Source organism: Aureimonas sp. OT7, from assembly GCF_014844055.1.
Lineage (GTDB): Bacteria > Pseudomonadota > Alphaproteobacteria > Rhizobiales > Rhizobiaceae > Aureimonas > Aureimonas altamirensis_A.
The window spans coordinates 3,653,858-3,675,407 of record NZ_CP062167.1 but is presented as its reverse complement, the minus strand read 5'-3'; the positions used below and the strand labels follow the sequence as shown (position 1 = coordinate 3,675,407).

Genomic DNA, 21,550 nt, shown 5'->3' with positions numbered 1-21,550 from the left:
GTTGCGGGACGCCCGGTCAGGCGATGCTGCGCTTGAGGGCGACGATCACGTCCTTGACGCCCATCCCTTCGGCGCGGGCGGCGAAGTTCAGCGCCATGCGATGTTGCAGGATAGGCTCGGCCAGTGCGCGCACATCGTCGACCGAGGGTGCGAAGCGGCCTTCGTACAGCGCACGGGCCCGCACGCAGGTCATCAGTGCCTGGCTGGCGCGCGGGCCGGGGCCCCACGCGATATGCGAATCCGCCTCGGAGCTCCCGTGGCCGGGGCGCGCGGAACGGACCAGCGACAGGATGGCCTCGACGACGCTTTCCGGCACCGGCATCTGGCGCACCAGCCTCTGGATTTCGCGCAGACGCTCGGCGGCGATCACCGGCTCGGCCTTGTCCTCGCTGACGCCCGTGGTGGCCAGCAGGATCCGCCGTTCGGCGGCGAGATCGGGATAGTGCACGTCCACCTGCATCAGGAACCGGTCCAACTGGGCTTCCGGCAGCGGATAAGTGCCTTCCTGCTCCAGCGGGTTCTGGGTGGCCAGAACGTGGAAGGGAGCGGGCAGGTCGTGCCGCTCGCCCGCAACGGTGACGTGATACTCCTGCATGGCCTGCAGCAACGCCGACTGCGTCCGGGGGCTGGCGCGGTTGATTTCGTCGGCCATCAACAGCTGCGCGAACACCGGTCCGTGGATGAAGCGGAAGCTGCGGCGCCCCGTTTCGTCCTGATCCAGCACTTCGGAGCCGACGATGTCGGAGGGCATCAAATCGGGTGTGAACTGGATACGCTTGCCGTCGAGGCCCAGCGCGACGCCCAGGGTTTCGACCAGCTTGGTCTTGGCCAGGCCTGGAACACCGACCAGAAGCGCGTGGCCTCCAGCCAGGATCGCCACCAAAGTCTGCTCCACGACCTGCTCCTGGCCGAAGATCGCCCGCCCGACCGAAGCGCGGACGCCGGCAATGTCAGCGAGCGCCGATTCGGCCATGGCCTCGACCGCCTTCATGTCGGCAACGGGGTTCTGCGGCTCCAGAAGGGTCATCGGACAGTCTCCGTTGCGGGGATCGACCAGCCCATGAAAACGGGCTGCGCGCCATCTGGCAAGCCCGGCGCTTCGGAACTATGTGGTGACGGGCAAGCCCGGCCAAAATAAGACCGGGCCGAACTGGCATGATCGAGGAGGCTGAGTGGGCGAGGACGGTTCAGGAACGGTGGCGGGACTTGCGGCGCTGATGGCCCGCGCCGAGCGGGCGGATGCATCCCCGGCGCCTGTCGAGCGGTGGCATCCGGCGCATTGCGGCGATATCGACATCGTGATCCGCGCCGACGGAAGCTGGGTCCATGAAGGGGCGGTCATCGGCCGGCCCGAACTTGTGCGCCTGTTCTCGACCGTTCTGCGCAAGGACGAGGACGGCGAGACCTATCTGGTCACCCCTGCCGAACGGTTGCGCATAACCGTCGAGGACGCCCCGTTCCTGGCCGTGGAAATGGCCGTCGAAGACGGCGATGGTCGCCCGGTGCTGACCTTCCGCACCAATATGGGCGACGTCGTCCGCGCCGGAGCCGAGCATCCGATCCGCTTCGGCGCTGGGCCGGACGGCTTCGTGCCCTATGTCACCGTGCGCGGCCGGCTGGAAGCGCGGCTGACGCGGCCGGTGGCGTTCGAACTGGCGGGGTTGCTGCACGAGGACGAGACGGGGCCCTATCTGATGTCGGGCGGCGTGCGTTTCCAACCCGCACCGGCCGCATCGTGAGAGGCGCGGTGCAATGCCATCCTTTGACCGCCGATGATTTTCGCCGGCGTGTCGCCAGCCGTGGTGCGAACGGCGATGCGCCATCCCTTGCGGGTGATCATGTGCTGAACCCCGGAACCGAGGCGATGGTGGGCGCGGCCGCCATGCGCGAAGCCGCCGTCCTCGTGCCGATCGTCGCGCGGGCGGAAGAGGCGAGCATCCTGCTGACGACGCGTTCGGCCGCCTTGCGGAAGCATTCGGGGCAGATCGCCTTTCCGGGCGGCGCGGTGGATCCGGGCGATGGATCGCCCGAAGCCGCGGCGCTGCGCGAAGCCGAGGAGGAGATCGGGCTGACGCCGAATTTTGTCGAAACGCTCGGCCGGCTGCCATCCTATCTGTCCAGTACCGGTTACCGCATCGTACCGGTGCTTTCCATCGTCAGTCCGGGTTTCGGCCTGAAGCTCAATCCGGACGAGGTCGACGACGCTTTCGAAGTGCCCCTGGCATTCCTGATGGATGCCGCCAATCATCGGCTGGAAAGCCGAGAGTGGCGTGGGGCGGCCCGCACCTTCTACACCATGCCCTTCGGGGATCGATACATTTGGGGCGTTACGGCGGGCATCCTCCGGTCGCTCTATGAAAGGTACTACGCATGACGAGCATGACCGACGCCGCCTGGCTGCGGGACCCCGCCGTCCAGACGCTGCTGCACACGCTTTCGCAAGGAGATGAGGAGGCCCGCGTCGTCGGGGGCGCGATCCGGAATCACTATCTTGGATATCCGATCACGGACGTCGACATCGCCACGACGACCCTCCCGCGCGAGACGATGCGCCTTGGCGCGCAAGCCGGCTTCAAGCCCGTGCCGACAGGCGTCGACCATGGCACCGTGACGCTGGTCCGCGACGGGCGCGCCCTGGAGGTGACGACGCTGCGCCATGATACCGAAAGCGATGGCCGCCACGCCAAGGTTGCCTTCGGACGCGACTGGAAGGTCGATGCCGAGCGCCGCGACTTCACCATCAATGCGCTCTACGCGGATGCGGAAGGAAAGGTCTACGATTACGTCGGCGGCCTTGCCGACCTGGAAGCCCAATCGCTGCGCTTCATCGGCGACGCGGAACTGAGGATCCGGGAGGACTATCTGCGCAGCCTGCGTTTCTTCCGGTTCTTTGCCTGGTACGGAAAGGGGCGGCCGGATGCCGAGGCCCTGCGGGCCACCGCGCGGCTGCGCGACGGCCTCAAGAGCCTGTCGGCGGAGCGCGTCTGGGGCGAGATGAAGAAGCTCCTGTCTGCTCCCGATCCGTCCCGCGCTCTGCTCTGGATGCGGCAGGCCGGGGTGCTGACGGCGGTTCTGCCGGAAACGGAGAAATGGGGCATCGACACGATCCATCCGCTGGTGCAGGCCGAGCGCGACAACGTCTGGGATGCGGACCCGATGGTGCGCTTGATGGCCATGATACCGCCGGATGGCGCCCGCGTGACGGACATGGCGCGGCGCCTACGCCTGTCCAATGCGGAGCGCAAGCGCCTCCAGGCCTTTGCAATGACCTCGACGGTCGCCCCCGACATCGCGGACGGTATCTGGAGGGCGACGCTGCAGGACGGCGACCGGCAGGCGCTGGCCGACCGACTGCGCCTGGATATCGCGGTAGCGAGCCGCGAGCCCTCCGGTGACGTTGCCGCCGCACGGCTGCGACTGCTGCATGCCCTGGAAACCTTCGAGCCCGCGGACTTTCCGGTCGATGGCGACGACGTGCAGGCGGCCGGCGTGCCGGCCGGCAAAGCCGTGGGGCAGGCCTTGGCGCGTCTGCGTCGGACATGGCTGGACAGCGGCCTGACGGCCGACCGCGAGACCCTCCTGCAGAGTTTGAAGCAGGACGGATCGCACGGGACACAAACCGAATAACAAAAACGGGCCGCGAGGGCCCGTTTCGACTTTCGTGTAGGCTATGGCCCCACCTCAGGGCCTGAGCCGATCAGTGAAGCGGCATCTCGTGCACGTTCGTGCGAAATGCGTCCATCATCTTCGGCGTGATCGTATCGACGCCAAGCCGCTTGGCCTGCACGACCGCCCGGCGGATCACCTCCGCCTGGCTCTCGGCTCGAATGACGCGATTGCACCCGGGTATGACACCTGAACAGTTGAGTTCGTACATTTGCGCCTCCCTTCGACTGATATTAATGTTTGTTATATTTCGTGAATGTCAATCGAAAGTTGAAGACCTTTACCAGAAATTAATCTTTACAGAGGTGGTTTCGGCGGGTGTCAGCGAACGCCGATAACGGATCCATCTCGGCGGTCGACATCCACGCGGATATCGTCGCCGCGTCGGTCGATGCCTTCCACCCGGTAGGCCGACCGCGTGCGGCTGACGTCGTCGACCTCGCGGAGGCCTTCGCCACGGGCGATACGGACCGCTTCGCGCTCGCTGATCTCGCCGCGGGGCATGTCGCGGCGCATATCGCCGTCACGCTGTCGGCCTTCGTTTTCGTTTGGATTGACGACCCGAACGCCATCGGGACCGATCATGATACCCTGCGCCTGAGCAGGGAGCGCGGCTCCGCCGACGACGCCGGCGACGAGCGCGGCTGCTAGAAGTGTCTTGAGCATCTCAAATCCTCCGATCGATGCCATGGTTTTGATCGGAGTGTTAACCGGAAGCAGGTTTGGCTGGTTCCTGCGACAGGTGGGACGAATTGCCGCCCGTCAACGACGACAGCTCCAGCGGCGTCAGCCGGCGTGCCGTGCCCTTGGGAAGATCGCCCAGGGCCAGCGGGCCGATTGCCACACGCACCAGCCGCAGCACACCCATGTCGAATGCGGCCAGGAGCCGGCGGATATGCCGGTTGCGGCCTTCGTCCAGCACGATCTCGAGCCAGGCGTTGCGGGTGCCGCTCCGCAGAAGCCGTGCACCGGTGGTGCGCAGCACCTCGCCCTTGTCGACGATGCCCTGGGCCAGGCGCTCGAACAGGTCGGGGGCCGGCAGCCGGTCGACCTGCACGTGATAGGTTTTCTCCGGACCTGTCTCGGGATCGAGCAGCCATTGCGAAAACCGCGTGTCGTTGGTCATGAGGATCAGACCTTCGCTGGCCTTGTCGAGCCGGCCGACAGGCGAGACGTGCGGCAGGCCAAGGCCATCGAGGCAACGATAGATCGTGTCGCGGCCTTCCGGGTCCGACAGGGTCGTGACCAGTCCGCGCGGCTTGTTGACCATGAGATAGATCGGCGCCTGGGCGGCGACGGGGTGGCCGTCGAGAAGGATCTGCGCCCTGTCCATGTCGATGCGCAGGTCCGGCTGTTGCACGATCCTGCCGTCGACGCGGACACGCCCGGCCCGGATGAGATCGTCCGCCGCCCCGCGCGAGGCGATGCCGAGCTTGGAGAACACGCGGTTCAGGCTGACACCGCCGGGCTTGGGCGGACGGTGCGCCGAAGCGCCGGATCCTGCCGGTTTGACCGTTTTGCGCATCGCGGTGGCCTTGAAACTAGGACGCGGGGCCGTGATAGCGGCCCCGCGCCCGTCTATCAATCGTCCTCGACGAAGACTTCCTTCCGCTTGTTGCGGATCGAGGGCAGCACCGCGAAGATCACGCAGGCGAGGCCGACCGCCAGCAGCGTTGCGGATATGGGACGCTGCAGGAAGATCATCGGATCGCCGCGCGAGATGATCATGGCCCGGCGCAGATGCTCTTCCAGAAGCGGGCCTAGCACGAAGCCCAGCAGCAGCGGCGCCGGCTCGCAGCCCAGCCGTATCAGCACGTAACCGAGGACGCCGAAGAGGATGATGGCGTAGACGTCGAACGGGTTGTTGTTGATCGAGTAGCACCCGATGGATGCAAACAGGACGATGGCGGGAAACAGAACCCGGTAGGGAATCGTCAGCATCTTCACCCACAGGCCGATGAGCGGCAGGTTGAGGATGACGAGGAGGATGTTGCCGATCCACATCGAGGCGATGATGCCCCAGAACAACGCCGGCTGCGAGTTGATGACGTTCGGGCCGGGGGTGATACCCTGCAGGATGAACGCGCCGACGATGAGCGCCATCACCGGATGCGCCGGGATGCCGAGCGTCAGCAGCGGTATGAAGGAGGTCTGCGCGGCTGCGTTGTTGGCGCTTTCGGGGCCGGCGACACCCTCGATGGCGCCGTGGCCGAACTCCTCCTTGTGCTTCGACAGGTTCTTCTCGGCCGAATAGGAGGCAAAGGAAGACAGAACGTGGCCGCCGCCCGGCAGGACGCCCAGAAGCGATCCGAGCACCGTGCCGCGAATGACGGGCGCAATGATGCGCTTGAACTCGTCCTTCGTCAGCCAGAGGTTGCTGACCTTCTTGACCATGACCTCGCGGTTGCGCTCATTTTCGAGGTTGCGGAAGATTTCCGCCACGCCGAAGACGCCGACCGCCACCGAGACGAAGTTGAGGCCCTGATAGAGTTCGAGGAAGCCGAAGGTAAAGCGCGGCGTGCCGGTGTAGATGTCCTGCCCCACCGTGCCCAGGAGCAGGCCCAGGATGATCATCCCGAGCGCCTTGGTAACCGAACCGTGCGCAAGCGAGATGGACACCAGAAGGCCGAGTACGATGAGCGCGAAATATTCGGGCGCGCCGAAATTGAGCGCGATGCGCGCCAGCGGCGGCGCGGCGATGGCCAGAAGCAGGGTCGCCACGGAACCGGCGAAGAAGGAGCCGAGTGCCGCCGTGGCGAGCGCGGCGCCCGCCCTGCCTTTCCGGGCCATCTGGTAGCCGTCGATGGCCGTTACCGCCGACGAACTCTCGCCCGGCAGGTTGATCAGGATGGCCGTGGTGGAGCCGCCGTACTGCGCACCGTAATAGATGCCCGACAGCATGATGAGCGCGGTGACCGGTGAGAAGGTGAAGGTGATCGGCAGCAGCATGGCGATCGTTGCCGTGGGCCCGATGCCGGGCAGTACGCCGACCAGGGTGCCGAGGAGCACGCCGATGAAGCACCAGAAGATGTTGATGGGAGTGAGCGCCGTTTCGAAGCCGAGCGCAAGATTCGCGATAAGGTCCATGAATCGTCTCCGCGCGTCAGAACGAGAGGGCCGGCCCGAAGGTGGGCAGGGTGATGCCGAGTCCGACCTTGAAGATCAGGTAGCAGAGCGCCGACATGCAGGCGGCCATGATGAGCGCCGATACGATGCTGTTGTTCCGCGAAGCCATCGCGGCCAGGAAGGTGCAGAGCACCACGATGGGCACCAGGCCGAGCGAGCGCGCGGCATAGCCGAAGATCGCCAGCGACAGGCAGACCAGGAAGATGCCCCGCCAGGCGATGGGCTCGGCCTGGACCTCCTGGTGCCGGCCGAAGCCCTGCACCGCGATCAGAAGGCCGAACCCGGCCAGAAGAGCGGACAGAAACAGGGGCATGAAGCCGGGCCCCATGCGCAGCGCCGTCCCCATTTGGTAGTTCATCGCCTCGATCGCGAAACCGGCGGCGATGGCGATGAAGATGAGACCTGCGAAAACGTCGCGCCAGGCTCTAGAGCGTGTAATGTCCGTCATGTTTCCCCCGTAACGGAAAAGCCGGCCGCGTACCCCGCAGCCGGCTTTCGAACGCACATCAGTCGGCGTAGACGCCGGCTTCCTCGATGATCGGCTTCCACTGGGCGATCTGCGAAGTGAGTTCCTGGGTCAGGGCTGCCGGCGTCGCCTGGTCCTGCGATACGGGTGCGGTGCCGAGTTCGGCGAAGCGCTGGATGACGGTCTCGTCCTTGAGCGCCGCCTGCAGCGCGGTTTCAAGCTTCTCGACGATGGCGGGGTCCATGCCCTTCGGGCCGTAGAGCCCGTGCCAGACGCCGATCTGCAGGCGTGGCAGGTTGGATTCGGCCGTCGTCGGCAGGTCCGGGAGGGAGTCGACGCGCGCGGGCGAGGTGACGGCATAGGCCTTCACTTCGCCGGCCTTGATCTGGTTGGTGGTGTTGGTGGTCTGGTCGCAGATCATGTCGACCTGTCCGCCGACGATGTCCGTCATCGCAGGGCCGGCACCCTGGTAGGGCACGGTGATCATCTGGACTTCCAGGGAGTCCATCAACAGCATACCGCACAGATGCGATGCCGAGCCGATGCCGGCATTGGCGTAGGTGACGTCCTGCCCGTTCTCCTTGAGGTAGGAGACGAGGCCCGCCATGTCGGCCGGTTCGAAATCCTTGCGGGCGACGATCGTCATGGGGACCGACGTGATGAGCCCGACGGGCGTGAAGTCGGTGAGGGGATCGAAGCCGAGATTGCGGTAGAGGGTCGGCGCGGTGGACATGCCGATATGGTGCAGCAACAGCGTGTAGCCGTCATTGGAGGCATTGGCGACCTGTCCGGCGCCGAGCGTGCCGCCGGCCCCGCCGACATTCTGGATCAGTACCTGCTGCCCCAGTTCCTTCGTCATGACCTGGGCGACGAGCCGGGCGACGGTATCCGTTGGTCCGCCGGCCGAGAAAGGCACGATGATCGTGACCGGCTGGGTGGGGTAGTCGGTCTGCGCCATGGCGGCCACCGGCGCCGTGAAGGCGAGCGCGGCGGATACGGCTAGCGTCGCAAGGCTGAATTTCATGCAATCCTCCCGAATGCGTGAACGGCAGGGCCGATAAGGCCACGATCCGTTCATCCATCACGAATCACGGCACATTGTCCAGCAGCCAGGTCTATGGGCGGGATAGGGAATTGTTATGCCTGAACGTTCGCCAAGGGCGCATCCGCGCGCAAGGCGGTCATCGTGCGATCGACCCCGACATGGATGACGTTTTCCATGGCAAGCCGGGCGGCAGGCTCGTCGCGGGCGGCGATCGCACGCACGATGCGCAGGTGGTTTGCCGCGCATTCGGCAATCTTCTCGGTGCTCGACGCCGGCGAGGACAGCTGGAAGGAGGCTGCCAGCGCAGCCTCGATCAGGGCGCTGATCGAGCGCATGAACGGGTTGCGCGAGACGCGGGCCACCGCAAGGTGAAATTCCAGGTCCACCTTGGCGATGCTCTCGCGCGTGTGGGCCGGATTATCCAGCCGGCCCGCGATCTCGTAGAGTTCCACGATCTCCTCGGTGCTGGCGCGCCGTGCGGCCATGGCTGCGGCGGCCGGCTCGAGCGCCAGCCGCATCTCGGCCAGGTCGGCGATCAGCGTGTCGTCGACGCCGGATTCGAAGCGCCATCCCAGAACGTCCGCATCGAAGAAGTTCCATTGCGACCGGTTGAGCACCCGCGTCCCCACCTTGGCCTTCGGCTCCACGAGCCGCTTGGCGGCCAGGGTCTTCATCGCTTCACGCAGGACGGTGCGCGATACGCCGAAACGGGCGCTCAGTTCGGCGTCGCCCGGCAGGATGGAGCCCTCCGGCCTGGCGCCGGTGACGATCTCGCGGCCGAGAACCATGACGACCTGGGCATGGCTCGTGCGCAGAGACCGGCCCGCGATGGTCGATTGCAACAAACTCATTTCGTGGTCTCTCCAACCCAAGGCGCCACCTGATGGCACAATAACATTGATTTGTATTATTAATAGAGGCAAGACAGGCGCCGGTATCGCCTTCTAAGGGGCTTGACGCTGGAATCTCCAAGAGTATTAGTCACACGTAATAAGGATTGGAAACGGTCAAAAATGCCCGCGCACCCTATCAGCGTCGCCATTGTCGGCCTCGGCAAGATCGCGCGCGATCAGCATGTTCCCGCCATCAACGGCAATCCGGCATTCGAGCTGGCCGGGGTGGCCAGCCGGAACGCGTCACTGCCATCCATACGTCATTTCAACGATATCGGCGAGATGCTTCGCAACGCGCCCGATATCGCCGCCGTGTCGCTGTGCACGCCCCCGCAGGGGCGGCAGGCGCAGGCGCGGGCCGCGCTTGAGGCAGGACAGCACGTCCTGCTGGAGAAGCCGCCCGGCGCCACCGTGGCCGAGATGGGGCCGCTCATCGATCTTGCCCGGCAGAACGGCGTTACGCTGTTCGCCACCTGGCATTCGCGTTTTGCGGCGGCGGTGGAGCCGGCCCGGGCCTTTCTTGCCGGCGCGCGGATACGCTCGGTCCAGGTGACGTGGAAAGAGGATGTGCGCCACTGGCATCCCGGCCAGCAATGGATTTGGGAGCCGGGCGGACTCGGCGTGTTCGATCCGGGCATCAATGCCTTGTCCATCGTGACGCGTATTCTTCCGAAGCCTATATTCCTGACGCAGGCAACCTTGTCCTTCCCGGCCAACCGGGCTGCCCCGATCGCGGCGGAACTGGAATTTTCCGATGACGCGGGCGCTCCTGTCCGGTTCGACCTCGACTGGCGGCAGACGGGTCCGCAAAGCTGGGATATCGACGTCGACACCGACGAAGGCCGGCTCTTGATGGGCGAGGGGGGCAAGACGCTGTCGCTGGACGGGCGGCCGCTCGTTGCCGACGAGGATGCAGAATATGCCGGCATCTACGAACGTTTCGCCCAGTTGATCGAAGCGGGCGAAAGCGATGTCGACCTGTCGCCCCTGGTCCATGTGGCGGATGCCTTCATGCTGGGCCGGCGAATGCAGGTCGAGCCCTTCGAGGACGCGGCGTGAGCGTGCGCCGCGAAGACTTCGGGCACATGCCCGACGGGCGTGCGGTGGACCGCTTCCTGCTGGATGGGAATGGCCTGTCGGCTGCGGTCATTTCCTACGGTGCATCGCTGCAATCCCTGTTCGCGCCGGGGCGCGACGGCGCGCTGGACGACGTGGTGCTGGGTGGCGACACGATCGACGCCTATCTGGACGAGCGCCGCTTCTTCGGCGCCGTCGTGGGGCGCTACGCCAACCGCATTCGCAAGGGCTATGTCGATGCCTCCGGAGCCTTCGTGGCGCTGCCCCTCAATGACGGGCAGAACTGCCTGCATGGCGGGCCGGCCGGGTTCGATACGCATGTCTGGTCGCTCGCCGAGTTCGGCGAGGATGGTGGCCCCTTCGTCGAACTGTCGCTCGACCTCGGCGATGGTCTCGACGGCTTTCCGGGCGCCGTTTCCGCACGGGCCCGCTATTCGATACCGGCTGCCGGCGAACTGGTGCTGGACCTGTCCGCGACGGTGTCGGAGCCATCGCCCGTCAACCTCAGCGGGCACAGCTACTTCAATCTCGACGGCGCGGGGAGCCCGGAGACGATCCTCGGTCATGTCCTGCGCGTCGGCGCCGAAGCGGTGCTTCCCATCGATGAGGGGTCGATACCCCTGGGTGCGCCCGTGGATGTCGCCGGGACCGTCTTCGATTTCCGGGGTGGCGGCGTCATCGGCGAGACGATGGACCCTGCCGATCCGCAGATCGCCCTGACGGGCGGCTACGACCATAATTTCTGCTTTTCCGACACGGGCGAGTCGCGGCTGCTGGCGCAGCTTCATGCGCCGTCCAGCGGGCGGACGCTGTCGATCTATTCCGACGCGCCCGGCCTCCAATTCTATACCGGGCAGTTCCTGGACGGCAGCGCACACGGCAAGGGCGGGGTCCGATACGGCCGTCATGCCGGACTTTGCCTGGAGCCGCAATCCTGGCCCGACAGCCCCAACCATGCCGGCTTCCCGGGGGTCATGCTGCCCGCCCGCGCCACATACCGACATACGATCCGCTACGCCTTCGGCGTACAATGACAGAACAGAAGAACGAAAAGCTGGACACGAGATGAGCAAGGAACTGACGCCCTCCGCCCCGAACAAGCTGCGCTCGCGTGCCTGGTTCGACAACCCGATGAATGCCGACATGACGGCGCTCTATCTGGAGCGCTACATGAATTTCGGCCTCAGCCAGGAAGAGCTGCAGTCCGGCAAGCCAATCATCGGGATCGCGCAGACGGGCTCGGACCTGTCGCCCTGCAACCGCCACCATATCGAGCTGGCCCAGCGGGTGCGCGAGGGCATCCGCGAGGCGGGCGGCATCGCCATCGAATTTCCGGTGCATCCCATCCAGGAAACCGGCAAGCGTCCGACGGCCGGGCTGGACCGCAACCTGGCCTATCTCGGCCTCGTCGAAATCCTCTATGGCTATCCGCTCGACGGCGTGGTGCTGACCATCGGTTGCGACAAGACCACGCCGGCCTGCCTGATGGCGGCGGCGACGGTGAACATCCCCGCCATCGCCCTTTCGGTCGGTCCGATGCTGAATGGCTGGTTCCGTGGCGAGCGCACCGGCTCCGGCACCATCGTCTGGCGTGCCCGCGAGCTTATGGCGAAGGGCGAGATCGACTACCAGGGCTTCGTCAAGCTGGTGGCCTCGTCTGCGCCGTCGACGGGCTATTGCAACACGATGGGCACCGCCTCCACCATGAACTCGCTGGCCGAGGCGCTGGGGATGCAGTTGCCCGGCTCGGCGGCCATCCCGGCGCCCTACCGCGATCGGCAGGAAGTTTCCTACCGCACCGGCCTGCGCATCGTGGACATGGTGCGCGAGGACATGAAGCCGTCCGACATCCTGACGCGTGAGGCCTTCATCAACGCCATCCGGGTCAACTCGGCCATCGGCGGCTCGACCAACGCGCCGATCCACCTGAACGCCCTGGCGCGGCACATGGGCGTGGAACTGACCATCGATGACTGGCAGACATACGGCCACGAGATTCCGCTGCTGGTGAACCTGCAGCCGGCCGGCGAGTACCTCGGCGAAGATTATTACCATGCCGGCGGCGTGCCGGCCGTCGTCAACCAGCTGATGGAGCAGGGGCTGATCCACGAGGATGCGATGACGGTCAACGGGCGCACCATCGGCGACAATTGCCGCGGCGCCATCATCGAGGACGAGAAGGTGATCCGCCCCTACGGCCAGCCGCTGAAGCAGGAGGCCGGCTTCATCGTGCTGAAGGGCAACCTGTTCTCCTCGGCCATCATGAAGACGAGCGTCATCTCGCCCGAGTTCCGCGACCGTTATCTTTCGGACCCAGAAGATCCCAACGCCTTCGAGGGGCGTGCGGTCGTATTCGACGGACCGGAGGATTACCACCACCGCATCGACGATCCGTCCCTCGGCATCGACGAGCACACCGTGCTGTTCATGCGCGGGGCGGGTCCGATCGGCTATCCCGGCGCGGCCGAGGTGGTGAACATGCGTGCCCCGGACTACCTGATCAAAAAGGGCATCACCTCTCTCGCCTGCGTCGGCGATGGACGCCAGTCGGGCACGTCCGGCTCGCCTTCGATCCTCAACGCGTCTCCCGAGGCGGCGGCCGGGGGCGGCCTGGCGGTGCTGAAGACGGGCGACCGCGTGCGCATCGATCTCGACAAGGGCACGGCCGACATCCTGATCGACGATGCCGAGCTGGCCGAGCGGTTCAAGGCGCTGGCAGCGGATGGCGGCTTCCACTTCCCCGGCCATCAGACGCCGTGGCAGGAGATCCAGCGCGGTATCGTCGGCCAGATGGAAAGCGGTGCGGTGCTGGAGCCTGCCGTACGCTACCAGCGTATCGCGCAGACCCAGGGGCTGCCCCGCGACAACCACTGACCCATACCGGAAAGGCCGTCCATGGAGTCCAGCGTCACCATCCTGTCGGATGTCCATTGCCATCTCGGTGAAGGGGTGGCGTGGCTGCCGCAGGCGCAGCGCGTCTGCTGGTTCGACATCGTCGAGAAGGCGCTTTTCGAGCATCGGCTGGACGATGGACGAACGGTCCGGCACAGCCTGCCCTTCATGGCCTCGGTGATCGCCGAGATTGACGGCGAGCGTCAGTTGGTCGCCGCCGATGAAGGGCTGTTCGTCCGCAGTTCGGCGGACGGCGCCTTCGAGCGGCTTCTGCCGCTCGAAGCGGACAAGCCCGCCAACCGCTCCAATGACGGTCGCGTGCACCAGAGCGGCGCGTTGTGGATCGGCACGATGGGCCGCAACGCCGAGAAGGGCGCCGGCGCCGTCTACTGGTATGCCGGCGGACGCGCGGTACGGCTCTTCGCAGACATCACCATACCCAACGCCATCTGTTTCTCGCCGGATGGCGGCACCGCCTATTTCGTCGACAGCGATGTCGGCGAACTGATGCGCGTGGCCGTCAACCCGGACACCGGCCTGCCGGTGGGCGCACCCGCCGTCCTGCGGCGTCACGGGGGGCAGGGGGCGCTCGACGGGGCGGTGGTCGATACCGACGGGGCGATCTGGGTTGCCCATTGGGGCGGTGCCTGCGTGGAGGCCTACAGCCCGGCCGGCGACATCGTCAAACGGGTGTCACTGCCGGCCACCAATATCTCCTGCCCGGGCTTCGTCGGCGACAGGCTCGACAGGATGGTGGCAACGAGTGCCTGGCAGGGCATGGGCGATGCGCGGAAGGCCGCCGAGCCTGCCCATGGCAACACGTTCCTGTTCGATCCCGGCGTGCGCGGCCTGCCCTGGCCGGCCGCCAGGCCCTTCGCGTGAGGGTGCAGGCGATGCGGGCCCGAACGCTTCTCGTGGATTGGGGTACGACGAGCTTCCGCCTGTGGGCGGTCGATGCCGATGGCGCCATCCTGGCCGAGCGGCGCAGCGGCGAGGGCCTGACCAGCACCGGCGATTTCGATGCCGTGCTGGAATCCCATGCGGCGGCGCTGGGCGTCGGCATCGACGTGCCGGCCATCCTGTGCGGCATGGTCGGCGCACGCACCGGCTGGCTGGAAGCGCCCTATCTCGATGCGCCGGTTCAGTTGAGCGACGTCGCGGGGCTGGCAACCCGCGTCAAGGCCGCCAGCCGCGCCGTGTTCATCCTGCCCGGTGTTTCACAACGGGCTCCCGCCCCGGACGTCATGCGCGGCGAGGAAACAAAACTTCTCGGCCTCGGGCGCGATGACGGGCTGGTGCTGATGCCCGGCACGCACACCAAATGGGCGCGGCTGGAGGGCGGGTTCCTGTCCGTCTTTTCCACCTTCATGACGGGCGAGATATTCGCACACTTACGCGGCGCACCGACATCGGTGCTGCGGCAGGCGGTGGGCGACGCGCCGCTTGCTGAGACATCCGGCCCGGTCTTCGCCGATGCCGTGCGGGCGGGTTTCGAGGCGCCCGAGCGTCTGGCCAACGCCGCCTTCGGCGTGCGCGCCGGCTGGCTTATCGACGGCACCTCGGCCGCGGATGGACTTGCACGTCTGTCGGGGCTGCTGATCGGGGCCGAGATCGCCGGTGCGCGCACGCTGTACGCAGACCTCGACGGGGTCGTTCCGCTGGGCGCCGGGCCCGGCGCGCAGGCTTATCTGGATGCGCTCGCCGCGCTGGACATCGCCCATGCACCGCCGGTCGACGCCGATGGCTGCGTGCGCGCCGGGTTGTCGCGGGCGGCCGATATCCTATTGCAGGAGTTTCCTTCATGAATGGTTCCGAGCGTGTCGCCTGGCCTTCCTTCCGCCGTTCGCTGGTGGCGATCCTGCGCGGCATCACGATAGACGAGGTGGAGCCGGTCGTCGGCGCGCTCGTGGAAGCCGGCTTCGAGGCCATCGAGATCCCATTGAATTCGCCCGCTCCCTTCCGCTCCATCGAGGCGGCGGTGCGTCTTGCCCCGCAGACCCACTATGTGGGCGCCGGCACCGTCCTCAGCGTCGAGGATGTCGACCGGCTGGCGCATGTGGGCGGGCGGCTGATGGTCAGTCCCAATGTGGATCCGGCCGTCATCGCACGGGCGGCAGAGCAGGGCATGGTGACGATGCCCGGTGTCTTCACACCGACCGAGGCGCTGGCAGCCTGGCATGCAGGGGCCGTGGCGCTGAAGTTCTTTCCGGCCAGCGTGCTTGGCCCCTCCGGTATCGCGGCGATTTCGGCCGTGTTGCCGAAGGAGGCGGTGCTGGGGGCGGTCGGGGGTGTCTCGGACGGCGATTTTGCGGCTTATGCCGGCTACGGCATCAAGGCGTTCGGCCTCGGCTCCAGCCTTTACAAGCCCGGCCTGTCGACCGCCGAGGTCGCGGCTCGGGCCAGGGCGGCCATCGCCGCCTACGACGCGGTATTCGGCACCGGCTAGGCGGGTGTCCTGGCATGGCGGGGAGCCATGTCGAATGGTCTGGCGTGGCGGGGAGGCCACGCTGAAAGACTTTGCATGGCGGGGAGCCATGCCGAACGACTTAGCATGGCGGGGAGCCATGCCGAATGATCAGCATGGCAGGGAGCCGTGCCGAACGACTTGCGGTCCGCATGGTGCGGCCGCCTGGGGAGGATTGGCAATGAGGACTTTCATGAAATGGGCCGCCGCGCTTGCCCTCGGGGCGGCGATGGTGCTGCCGGCCAGCGCGCAAGACAAGGGCCTCGTCGGCATTGCCATGCCGACGAAGTCGTCGGCACGGTGGATCGACGACGGCAACAACATGTCGAAGATACTGCAGGAGCGCGGTTACGAGACCGACATGCAGTACGCCGAGGACGATATCCCCAACCAGCTCTCGCAGGTCGAGAACATGGTGGTGAAGGGCGCCAAGGTGCTGGTGATCGCCTCGATCGACGGCACCACGCTTTCCGACGTGCTGCAGCAGGCCGCCGACATGGACGTCAAGACGATCGCCTACGACCGGCTGATCCGCGATACGCCGAATGTCGACTACTATGCCACGTTCGACAATTTCCAGGTCGGCGTCCTGCAGGCCACGTCCATCGTCGACAGCCTGGACCTCGCCAACCAGGCGGGACCGTTCAACATCGAGCTGTTCGGCGGCTCGCCCGACGATAACAACGCCTACTTCTTCTACGACGGCGCGATGAGCGTGCTGCAGCCCTATATCGACAGCGGCAAACTCGTCGTCGCCTCGGGCCAGATGGGCATGGACAAGGTTTCCACGCTGCGCTGGGACCCGGCCGTGGCACAGGCCCGCATGGATAACATCCTGTCCGCCTTCTACACGGACAAGCGCGTCGATGCCGTGCTGTCGCCCTATGACGGCCTGTCGATCGGCATCCTGTCTTCGCTGAAGGGCGTCGGCTACGGATCGGCCGACATGAAGATGCCGATCGTGACCGGGCAGGACGCCGAGGTGCAGTCGATCAAGTCGATCCTGGCGGGCGAACAGACCTCGACCATCTTCAAGGACACGCGCGAACTGGCCCGCGTGACGGCCGACATGGTCGACGCGGTCAGCAACGGCACCGAGCCGCAGGTCAACGATACCGAGACCTACAACAACGGCGTCAAGGTCGTTCCGTCCTACCTGTTGAAGCCGGTCGTCGTGACCAAGGACAACTGGAAGGAAATACTGGTCGACAGCGGCTACTACACAGAAGACCAGCTGAAGTAGGAACAAAGGGGGCGACGGCGACGGCGCCCCCTTCGTCCACGGTATCGACACGGCCGTTGGAGGCGCACATGAACGCCATTCTGGAAATGCGGGGCATCTCCAAGTCCTTCACCGGGGTCAAGGCCCTCTCGGAGGTGAACCTTGCGGTGCAGCCTGCCGAAATTCATGCCGTCGTCGGCGAGAACGGCGCCGGCAAGTCCACCTTGATGAAAGTGCTGTCCGGCGTCTATCCGCATGGCAGCTACGATGGACAGATCCTCTTCGAGGGCGAGGAACGCAGCTTCCGCACGGTGAACGATTCCGAGGCGCTCGGCATCATCATCATCCACCAGGAGCTTGCCCTCATTCCCCTGATGTCGATTGCCGAAAACATATTCCTCGGCAATGCGCCGACGCGGATGGGCGTGATCGACCGGTCGGCCGTCTTCGAGCGTTCCCGCGAACTGCTGCGCAAGGTCGGCCTGAAGGAAAATCCCGACACGAAGATCGCCGATCTCGGAGTCGGCAAGCAGCAACTGGTCGAGATCGCCAAGGCGCTGTCGAAGGAAGTGAAGCTGCTCATCCTCGACGAGCCGACGGCCAGCCTCAACGAAGCCGATTCCGATGCGCTGCTTGCGCTTCTGACGGAGTTCCGGCGGCAGGGGATATCGTCCATCCTGATCTCGCACAAGCTGAACGAGATATCCAAGGTGGCCGACCGCATCACCGTGCTGCGGGACGGCAGGACCGTTGCCACCATGGATTGCCATGCCGGCCCCGTCGAGGAAGACGAGATCATCCGCAAGATGGTGGATCGCGACCTGGAAAGCCGCTTTCCCAAGCGCGAACCGAAGATCGGCGAGACCATCCTCTCCATCCGCGACTGGTCGGTGGAGGACCCGCTCCACCCGGGGCGGCAGGCCGTGAAGAGCCTCAGCCTCGACCTGCGCGCCGGCGAAATCCTCGGCATTGCGGGTCTGATGGGGGCAGGGCGCACGGAATTCGCCATGAGCGTCTTCGGCCGCTCGTGGGGGCGCAACATCCGGGGCACCGTCACCATGCACGGCAAGCCGGTGGACCTGTCCACCGTGCCTGCGGCCATCCGGGCAGGGCTTGCCTATGTGACGGAAGACCGCAAGCAGCTTGGCCTGCTTCTGGACGAGGATATCCGCAAGAACATTTCACTTGCCCATCTTGCCGGCGTGTCGCGCCGCGGCGTGCTGGACGACATCCAGGAGCTGCAGGTCGCCAATACCTATCGCCAGAAGATGCGTATCCGGTCTTCCAGCGTATACCAGGAAACCGGCAAGCTGTCGGGCGGCAACCAGCAGAAGGTCGTCCTGTCGAAATGGCTCTTTTCGGAGCCGGAGGTCCTCATCCTCGACGAGCCGACGCGCGGCATCGACGTCGGGGCAAAGTATGAAATCTATTCCATCATCAACAGCCTTGCCGACAGCGGCAAGGGAGTGATCGTGATCTCGTCCGAGATGCCGGAACTGCTGGGTATCTGCGACCGCATCCTCGTGATGAACGAGGGTAGTTTCGTCGGCGCCTTCACCCGCGAAGAGGCGAGCCAGGAAAAGATCATGCGCGCCATCATGCGCAAGGAGACCCTGAAATGAGCGACAATCCGGCAACCATCGGGGAAACGCGCAGCTATAGCGGCTTCCTGAAGAACAACCTGCGCGAATACGGAATGCTGCTGTCGCTGCTGGCGATCATGATCTTCTTCCAGGTCATGACCGACGGCACGCTGATGCGGCCGCTGAACCTGACCAACCTGATCCTGCAGAACAGCTATATCGTCATCATGGCGCTCGGCATGCTTCTGGTGATCGTATCGGGCCACATCGACCTGTCGGTCGGCTCCGTCGCGGGCTTCGTCGGCGCGGTCGCAGCCGTGCTGATGGTCAAGCTCGGCGTGCCGGCCATCGCCGCCGTCGCCATCTGCCTCGCCATCGGCGCCGCCATCGGTGCGGCGCAGGGCTGGTTCGTCGCCTATCTGCGCATCCCCTCCTTCATCGTCACGCTGGCAGGCATGCTGGTGTTCAAGGGGCTCAGCCTCGCCGTTCTCGGCGGCGCCTCCGTCGGGCCGTTTCCCACCACTTTCCAGCGCCTGTCGTCCGGCTTCATCCCGGACGCCTTCGCGACGCCGGGGCTGAAACTGACATCGCTGATCCTCGGCACGGTGCTGGCGCTCGGGCTCGTTTACCTCAACTTCCGCAACAGGGCCCGCCAGCAGCGTCACCAGACCGAAACGGAGCCCTATGGCTTCTTCGTCCTGAAGAATATCGTGCTCTTCTCCGTCGTCACCTACTTCACCTACCTGCTCGCATCGCTGCGCGGGCTTCCCAACGTGCTCATCATCATGGTGGCGCTGATCGCGCTCTATGCCTTCATCGCCAACCGGACCACCATCGGCCGGCAGATCTATGCGGTCGGCGGCAACGAGAAGGCGGCCAAGCTTTCGGGCGTCATGACCGAGCGCCTGACCTTCCTGACATTCGTCAACATGGGTGTCCTGGCGGCGCTGGCCGGGCTCATCTTCGCCGCGCGGTTGAACACGGCGACCCCGAAGGCCGGCCTGGGCTTCGAGCTGGACGTCATCGCCGCCTGCTTCATCGGCGGTGCGTCGGCCTATGGCGGCGTCGGCAAGGTTGTCGGCGCGGTGATCGGCGCGTTCATCATGGGCGTCATGAACAACGGCATGTCGATCCTGGGCATCGGTATCGATTACCAGCAGGTCATCAAGGGCATCGTGCTTCTGGGGGCGGTCTGCATCGACGTCTACAACCAGCGCCGTTGAAGCGTAACGCGGTTTGCGCAAGGGCCGGGATGATTTATAGGCGGTGCAACATTCCTTCCATGGAGTCGCCGCCATGCCCGACCAGTACGTCCTATCGCTGTCGTGCCCGAACAAGCCAGGCATCGTGGCCTCGGTGTCGCGCCATCTTTACGAGCATGGCGCCGACATCCGCGAGGCGCACCAGTTCGACGACGAGGAAACCGGCCGCTTCTTCATGCGGGTGCGCTTTAATTTCGTCGAGGCCGGCGGCGACAGCGAGGCGCTGCGCGCCGAATTCGACGCGGTGGCGCAGCGCCACGACATGGACTGGAGCCTCAATTGCGCGGCCCGGCGCCAGAAGGTGCTGATCCTGGTGTCGCGCTTCGATCATTGCCTCGCCGATCTCCTGTATCGCTGGCGCATCGGCGAGCTGGCCATGGATATCGTCGGCATCGTCGCCAACTACCCGCGCGAGACCTATGCCCACCTCGACCTTGCGGATATCCCGTTCCATTATCTGCCGGTAACCAGGCAGACCAAGCTGGAGCAGGAGGCGGACGTCTGGCGCGTCGTCCAGCAGACCGGTGCCGACCTCGTCGTGCTGGCGCGCTACATGCAGATCCTGTCCGACGGGCTCGCCGCGAAGCTGGCCGGCCGCTGCATCAACATCCACCACTCCTTCCTGCCGGGGTTCAAGGGAGCACGGCCCTACCACCAGGCGCACCATCGCGGGGTCAAGCTGATCGGCGCGACGGCGCACTACGTGACGGCCGACCTCGACGAGGGGCCGATCATCGAGCAGGACGTGGAGCGCATCGCCCACCACGACACGCCGGACGACCTCGTCCGCAAGGGGCGCGATATCGAACGCCGCGTCCTGGCGCGCGCGATCGCCTGGCATCTGGAGGGCCGCGTCATACCGAACGGTGCCAAGACCGTCGTATTCCGGGATTGAGGAATTTCCCATGCAGGCGAAACTGATCGATGGCAAGGCCGAGGCCGCGAACGTCCGCGCGGCGGTGGCGGCCCGGGCCGCGGCCTTCACCGAGCGTCACGGCCGCAAGCCGGGCCTGGCGGTTGTGCTGGTGGGCAACGACCCCGCCAGCGAAGTCTATGTCGCGTCCAAGGTGCGGCTGACGTGTGAGGCCGGCATGGAGAGCTTCGAGCATCGCCTGCCCGCCGATACGGCGCAGGACGATCTCCTGGCACTGGTGCGCGCTCTGAACGCGGATGATGGCGTTGATGGTATCCTCGTGCAGCTGCCATTGCCCGCGCCGCTTGATGCGGGGCCGGTTATCCTGGCGATCGACCCGGCCAAGGACGTGGATGGGCTCCACCCGGAAAATGCCGGCCGGCTCGTCGCCGGACTGCCCGGCCTCGTGCCGTGCACGCCGATGGGGGCGATGCACCTGGCGCGCACCGTGCGCGCCCGCATGGACGGCCTCAACGCGGTCGTCATCGGACGCTCCAATCTTGTCGGCAAGCCCGTGGCGCAACTGCTGCTCGATGCCAATGCCACGGTGACGATGGCCCATTCGCGGACACAGGACCTTGCCGGGCTGTGCCGCACCGCGGATATCCTCGTTGCCGCCGTCGGCCGGCCGGAAATGGTGAGGGGCAACTGGATCAAGCCGGGCGCGACCGTCATCGATGTGGGCATCAACCGCCTGCCGCCGGCAGAAGGCCAGGCAAAGGGCCGCCTCGTGGGCGACGTCGCCTTCGACGAAGCGGTTGCGGTGGCGGGCGCCATCACGCCGGTTCCGGGCGGTGTCGGGCCGATGACGATCGCCTTTCTCCTGCAGAATACGTTGACCGCGGCCGAGCGGCGGTCAATTGTCACACAATACCCGCAGAATCCGTTTTGATTTTCAGGCGGAAACAGACATACAGGCTGCGTTCCACCATCGAGAACCA

22 protein-coding genes are annotated in these 21,550 nt (G+C 65.7%); 14 read left to right on the top strand and 8 right to left on the bottom strand.

Translation table 11 applies throughout. The annotated features are described in order from the left end of the window. Positions 1–16: 16 nt before the first annotated feature. Positions 17–1,027: a MoxR family ATPase gene (locus IGS74_RS17595; RefSeq protein ID WP_192387836.1), complete on the bottom strand. Its 1,011-nt coding sequence runs from the start codon at positions 1,025–1,027 to the stop codon at positions 17–19. Positions 1,028–1,217: 190 nt separating this feature from the next. Between IGS74_RS17595 and IGS74_RS17590 the strand changes: the two genes are divergently transcribed. The 3 genes from IGS74_RS17590 to IGS74_RS17580 are packed head-to-tail and all read left to right on the top strand — an operon-like array spanning position 1,218 to position 3,627. Next, entirely contained in the window at positions 1,218–1,739 is a 522-nt protein-coding gene (locus IGS74_RS17590; protein ID WP_192391868.1) for a DUF1285 domain-containing protein, read from the top strand. 23 nt (positions 1,740–1,762) lie between these two features. Further along, positions 1,763–2,374, top strand: a complete 612-nt coding sequence (locus IGS74_RS17585; protein ID WP_246722663.1) for a CoA pyrophosphatase — start codon at positions 1,763–1,765, stop codon at positions 2,372–2,374. After that, positions 2,371–3,627 carry a CCA tRNA nucleotidyltransferase gene (locus tag IGS74_RS17580; RefSeq protein ID WP_192387834.1) on the top strand — a complete coding sequence of 419 codons (1,257 nt, stop codon included), beginning with the start codon at positions 2,371–2,373 and terminating at the stop codon, positions 3,625–3,627. Before IGS74_RS17585 ends, IGS74_RS17580 begins: the two co-directional genes overlap by 4 nt. Positions 3,628–3,697: 70 nt before the next feature. Here IGS74_RS17580 and IGS74_RS17575 read toward each other — a convergent pair whose 3' ends face one another. From IGS74_RS17575 to IGS74_RS17545, 7 genes are all read right to left on the bottom strand, one after another. Then, on the bottom strand, positions 3,698–3,877 hold the full coding sequence (locus tag IGS74_RS17575; RefSeq protein ID WP_052194725.1) for a DUF1059 domain-containing protein: 180 nt from the start codon (positions 3,875–3,877) through the stop codon (positions 3,698–3,700). Between the two features lie 110 nt (positions 3,878–3,987). Continuing rightward, a complete protein-coding gene (locus IGS74_RS17570; protein WP_192387832.1) occupies positions 3,988–4,332 on the bottom strand; it encodes a PepSY domain-containing protein in 345 nt (114 codons plus the stop codon). Between the two features lie 40 nt (positions 4,333–4,372). Then, complete coding sequence (locus IGS74_RS17565) at positions 4,373–5,191, bottom strand: pseudouridine synthase (protein WP_192387830.1); 819 nt, start codon at positions 5,189–5,191, stop codon at positions 4,373–4,375. Between the two features lie 56 nt (positions 5,192–5,247). After that, positions 5,248–6,753, bottom strand: a complete 1,506-nt coding sequence (locus IGS74_RS17560; RefSeq protein WP_039191395.1) for a tripartite tricarboxylate transporter permease — start codon at positions 6,751–6,753, stop codon at positions 5,248–5,250. 16 nt (positions 6,754–6,769) lie between these two features. Continuing rightward, positions 6,770–7,240, bottom strand: coding sequence for a tripartite tricarboxylate transporter TctB family protein (locus tag IGS74_RS17555; RefSeq protein WP_192387827.1), 471 nt, complete (start codon positions 7,238–7,240; stop codon positions 6,770–6,772). Between the two features lie 58 nt (positions 7,241–7,298). Further along, positions 7,299–8,282 carry a tripartite tricarboxylate transporter substrate-binding protein gene (locus IGS74_RS17550; RefSeq protein WP_192387825.1) on the bottom strand — a complete coding sequence of 328 codons (984 nt, stop codon included), beginning with the start codon at positions 8,280–8,282 and terminating at the stop codon, positions 7,299–7,301. Between the two features lie 113 nt (positions 8,283–8,395). Further along, positions 8,396–9,154: a FadR/GntR family transcriptional regulator gene (locus IGS74_RS17545; RefSeq protein ID WP_192387823.1), complete on the bottom strand. Its 759-nt coding sequence runs from the start codon at positions 9,152–9,154 to the stop codon at positions 8,396–8,398. A 162-nt stretch (positions 9,155–9,316) separates the two neighbouring features. Between IGS74_RS17545 and IGS74_RS17540 the strand changes: the two genes are divergently transcribed. The 11 genes from IGS74_RS17540 (at position 9,317) to folD (ending at position 21,501) form a co-directional block, all read left to right on the top strand. Next, a complete protein-coding gene (locus IGS74_RS17540; protein WP_192387820.1) occupies positions 9,317–10,255 on the top strand; it encodes a Gfo/Idh/MocA family oxidoreductase in 939 nt (312 codons plus the stop codon). After that, the gene (locus IGS74_RS17535; RefSeq protein ID WP_192387818.1) at positions 10,252–11,307 is read left to right on the top strand and encodes an aldose epimerase family protein; all 1,056 of its coding nucleotides are present in this window, start codon (positions 10,252–10,254) and stop codon (positions 11,305–11,307) included. The genes IGS74_RS17540 and IGS74_RS17535 overlap by 4 nt, the downstream gene beginning before the upstream one ends. A gap of 31 nt (positions 11,308–11,338) precedes the next feature. Then, a complete protein-coding gene (locus IGS74_RS17530; RefSeq protein WP_039191410.1) occupies positions 11,339–13,147 on the top strand; it encodes an IlvD/Edd family dehydratase in 1,809 nt (602 codons plus the stop codon). A gap of 21 nt (positions 13,148–13,168) precedes the next feature. Then, positions 13,169–14,047 (top strand): SMP-30/gluconolactonase/LRE family protein, encoded by an 879-nt coding sequence (locus tag IGS74_RS17525; protein ID WP_192387816.1) that lies wholly within the window; start codon positions 13,169–13,171, stop codon positions 14,045–14,047. Positions 14,048–14,058: 11 nt separating this feature from the next. Next, a complete protein-coding gene (locus tag IGS74_RS17520) occupies positions 14,059–14,970 on the top strand; it encodes a 2-dehydro-3-deoxygalactonokinase (protein ID WP_192387814.1) in 912 nt (303 codons plus the stop codon). Continuing rightward, entirely contained in the window at positions 14,967–15,611 is a 645-nt protein-coding gene (locus tag IGS74_RS17515; RefSeq protein ID WP_039191416.1) for a 2-dehydro-3-deoxy-6-phosphogalactonate aldolase, read from the top strand. The genes IGS74_RS17520 and IGS74_RS17515 overlap by 4 nt, the downstream gene beginning before the upstream one ends. Before the next feature lie 199 nt (positions 15,612–15,810). Next, positions 15,811–16,872 (top strand): multiple monosaccharide ABC transporter substrate-binding protein, encoded by a 1,062-nt coding sequence (gene chvE, locus IGS74_RS17510; RefSeq protein ID WP_039191419.1) that lies wholly within the window; start codon positions 15,811–15,813, stop codon positions 16,870–16,872. Positions 16,873–16,940: 68 nt separating this feature from the next. After that, on the top strand, positions 16,941–18,473 hold the full coding sequence (mmsA, locus tag IGS74_RS17505; RefSeq protein WP_192387812.1) for a multiple monosaccharide ABC transporter ATP-binding protein: 1,533 nt from the start codon (positions 16,941–16,943) through the stop codon (positions 18,471–18,473). Then, positions 18,470–19,657 (top strand): multiple monosaccharide ABC transporter permease, encoded by a 1,188-nt coding sequence (gene mmsB, locus IGS74_RS17500; RefSeq protein WP_039191425.1) that lies wholly within the window; start codon positions 18,470–18,472, stop codon positions 19,655–19,657. The genes mmsA and mmsB overlap by 4 nt, the downstream gene beginning before the upstream one ends. Positions 19,658–19,730: 73 nt before the next feature. Then, a complete protein-coding gene (purU, locus tag IGS74_RS17495) occupies positions 19,731–20,591 on the top strand; it encodes a formyltetrahydrofolate deformylase (protein WP_192387810.1) in 861 nt (286 codons plus the stop codon). 10 nt (positions 20,592–20,601) lie between these two features. Further along, the gene (gene folD, locus IGS74_RS17490) at positions 20,602–21,501 is read left to right on the top strand and encodes a bifunctional methylenetetrahydrofolate dehydrogenase/methenyltetrahydrofolate cyclohydrolase FolD (protein ID WP_192387808.1); all 900 of its coding nucleotides are present in this window, start codon (positions 20,602–20,604) and stop codon (positions 21,499–21,501) included. The last annotated feature ends 49 nt before the right edge of the window (positions 21,502–21,550 follow it).

What these genes read in the sequence shown, in the direction of transcription:
- IGS74_RS17560 (WP_039191395.1), bottom strand. Translation starts at nt 6,753, where the DNA reads ATGGACCTTATCGCGAATCTTGCGCTCGGCTTCGAAACGGCGCTCACT.
- IGS74_RS17575 (WP_052194725.1), bottom strand. Translation starts at nt 3,877, where the DNA reads ATGTACGAACTCAACTGTTCAGGTGTCATACCCGGGTGCAATCGCGTC.
- purU (WP_192387810.1), top strand. Translation starts at nt 19,731, where the DNA reads ATGCCCGACCAGTACGTCCTATCGCTGTCGTGCCCGAACAAGCCAGGC.
- IGS74_RS17550 (WP_192387825.1), bottom strand. Translation starts at nt 8,282, where the DNA reads ATGAAATTCAGCCTTGCGACGCTAGCCGTATCCGCCGCGCTCGCCTTC.
- IGS74_RS17590 (WP_192391868.1), top strand. Translation starts at nt 1,218, where the DNA reads ATGGCCCGCGCCGAGCGGGCGGATGCATCCCCGGCGCCTGTCGAGCGG.
- IGS74_RS17570 (WP_192387832.1), bottom strand. Translation starts at nt 4,332, where the DNA reads ATGCTCAAGACACTTCTAGCAGCCGCGCTCGTCGCCGGCGTCGTCGGC.
- chvE (WP_039191419.1), top strand. Translation starts at nt 15,811, where the DNA reads ATGAGGACTTTCATGAAATGGGCCGCCGCGCTTGCCCTCGGGGCGGCG.
- IGS74_RS17555 (WP_192387827.1), bottom strand. Translation starts at nt 7,240, where the DNA reads ATGACGGACATTACACGCTCTAGAGCCTGGCGCGACGTTTTCGCAGGT.
- mmsA (WP_192387812.1), top strand. Translation starts at nt 16,941, where the DNA reads ATGAACGCCATTCTGGAAATGCGGGGCATCTCCAAGTCCTTCACCGGG.
- IGS74_RS17530 (WP_039191410.1), top strand. Translation starts at nt 11,339, where the DNA reads ATGAGCAAGGAACTGACGCCCTCCGCCCCGAACAAGCTGCGCTCGCGT.
- IGS74_RS17525 (WP_192387816.1), top strand. Translation starts at nt 13,169, where the DNA reads ATGGAGTCCAGCGTCACCATCCTGTCGGATGTCCATTGCCATCTCGGT.
- IGS74_RS17580 (WP_192387834.1), top strand. Translation starts at nt 2,371, where the DNA reads ATGACGAGCATGACCGACGCCGCCTGGCTGCGGGACCCCGCCGTCCAG.
- folD (WP_192387808.1), top strand. Translation starts at nt 20,602, where the DNA reads ATGCAGGCGAAACTGATCGATGGCAAGGCCGAGGCCGCGAACGTCCGC.
- IGS74_RS17595 (WP_192387836.1), bottom strand. Translation starts at nt 1,027, where the DNA reads ATGACCCTTCTGGAGCCGCAGAACCCCGTTGCCGACATGAAGGCGGTC.
- IGS74_RS17565 (WP_192387830.1), bottom strand. Translation starts at nt 5,191, where the DNA reads ATGCGCAAAACGGTCAAACCGGCAGGATCCGGCGCTTCGGCGCACCGT.
- IGS74_RS17515 (WP_039191416.1), top strand. Translation starts at nt 14,967, where the DNA reads ATGAATGGTTCCGAGCGTGTCGCCTGGCCTTCCTTCCGCCGTTCGCTG.
- IGS74_RS17520 (WP_192387814.1), top strand. Translation starts at nt 14,059, where the DNA reads ATGCGGGCCCGAACGCTTCTCGTGGATTGGGGTACGACGAGCTTCCGC.
- IGS74_RS17540 (WP_192387820.1), top strand. Translation starts at nt 9,317, where the DNA reads ATGCCCGCGCACCCTATCAGCGTCGCCATTGTCGGCCTCGGCAAGATC.
- mmsB (WP_039191425.1), top strand. Translation starts at nt 18,470, where the DNA reads ATGAGCGACAATCCGGCAACCATCGGGGAAACGCGCAGCTATAGCGGC.
- IGS74_RS17545 (WP_192387823.1), bottom strand. Translation starts at nt 9,154, where the DNA reads ATGAGTTTGTTGCAATCGACCATCGCGGGCCGGTCTCTGCGCACGAGC.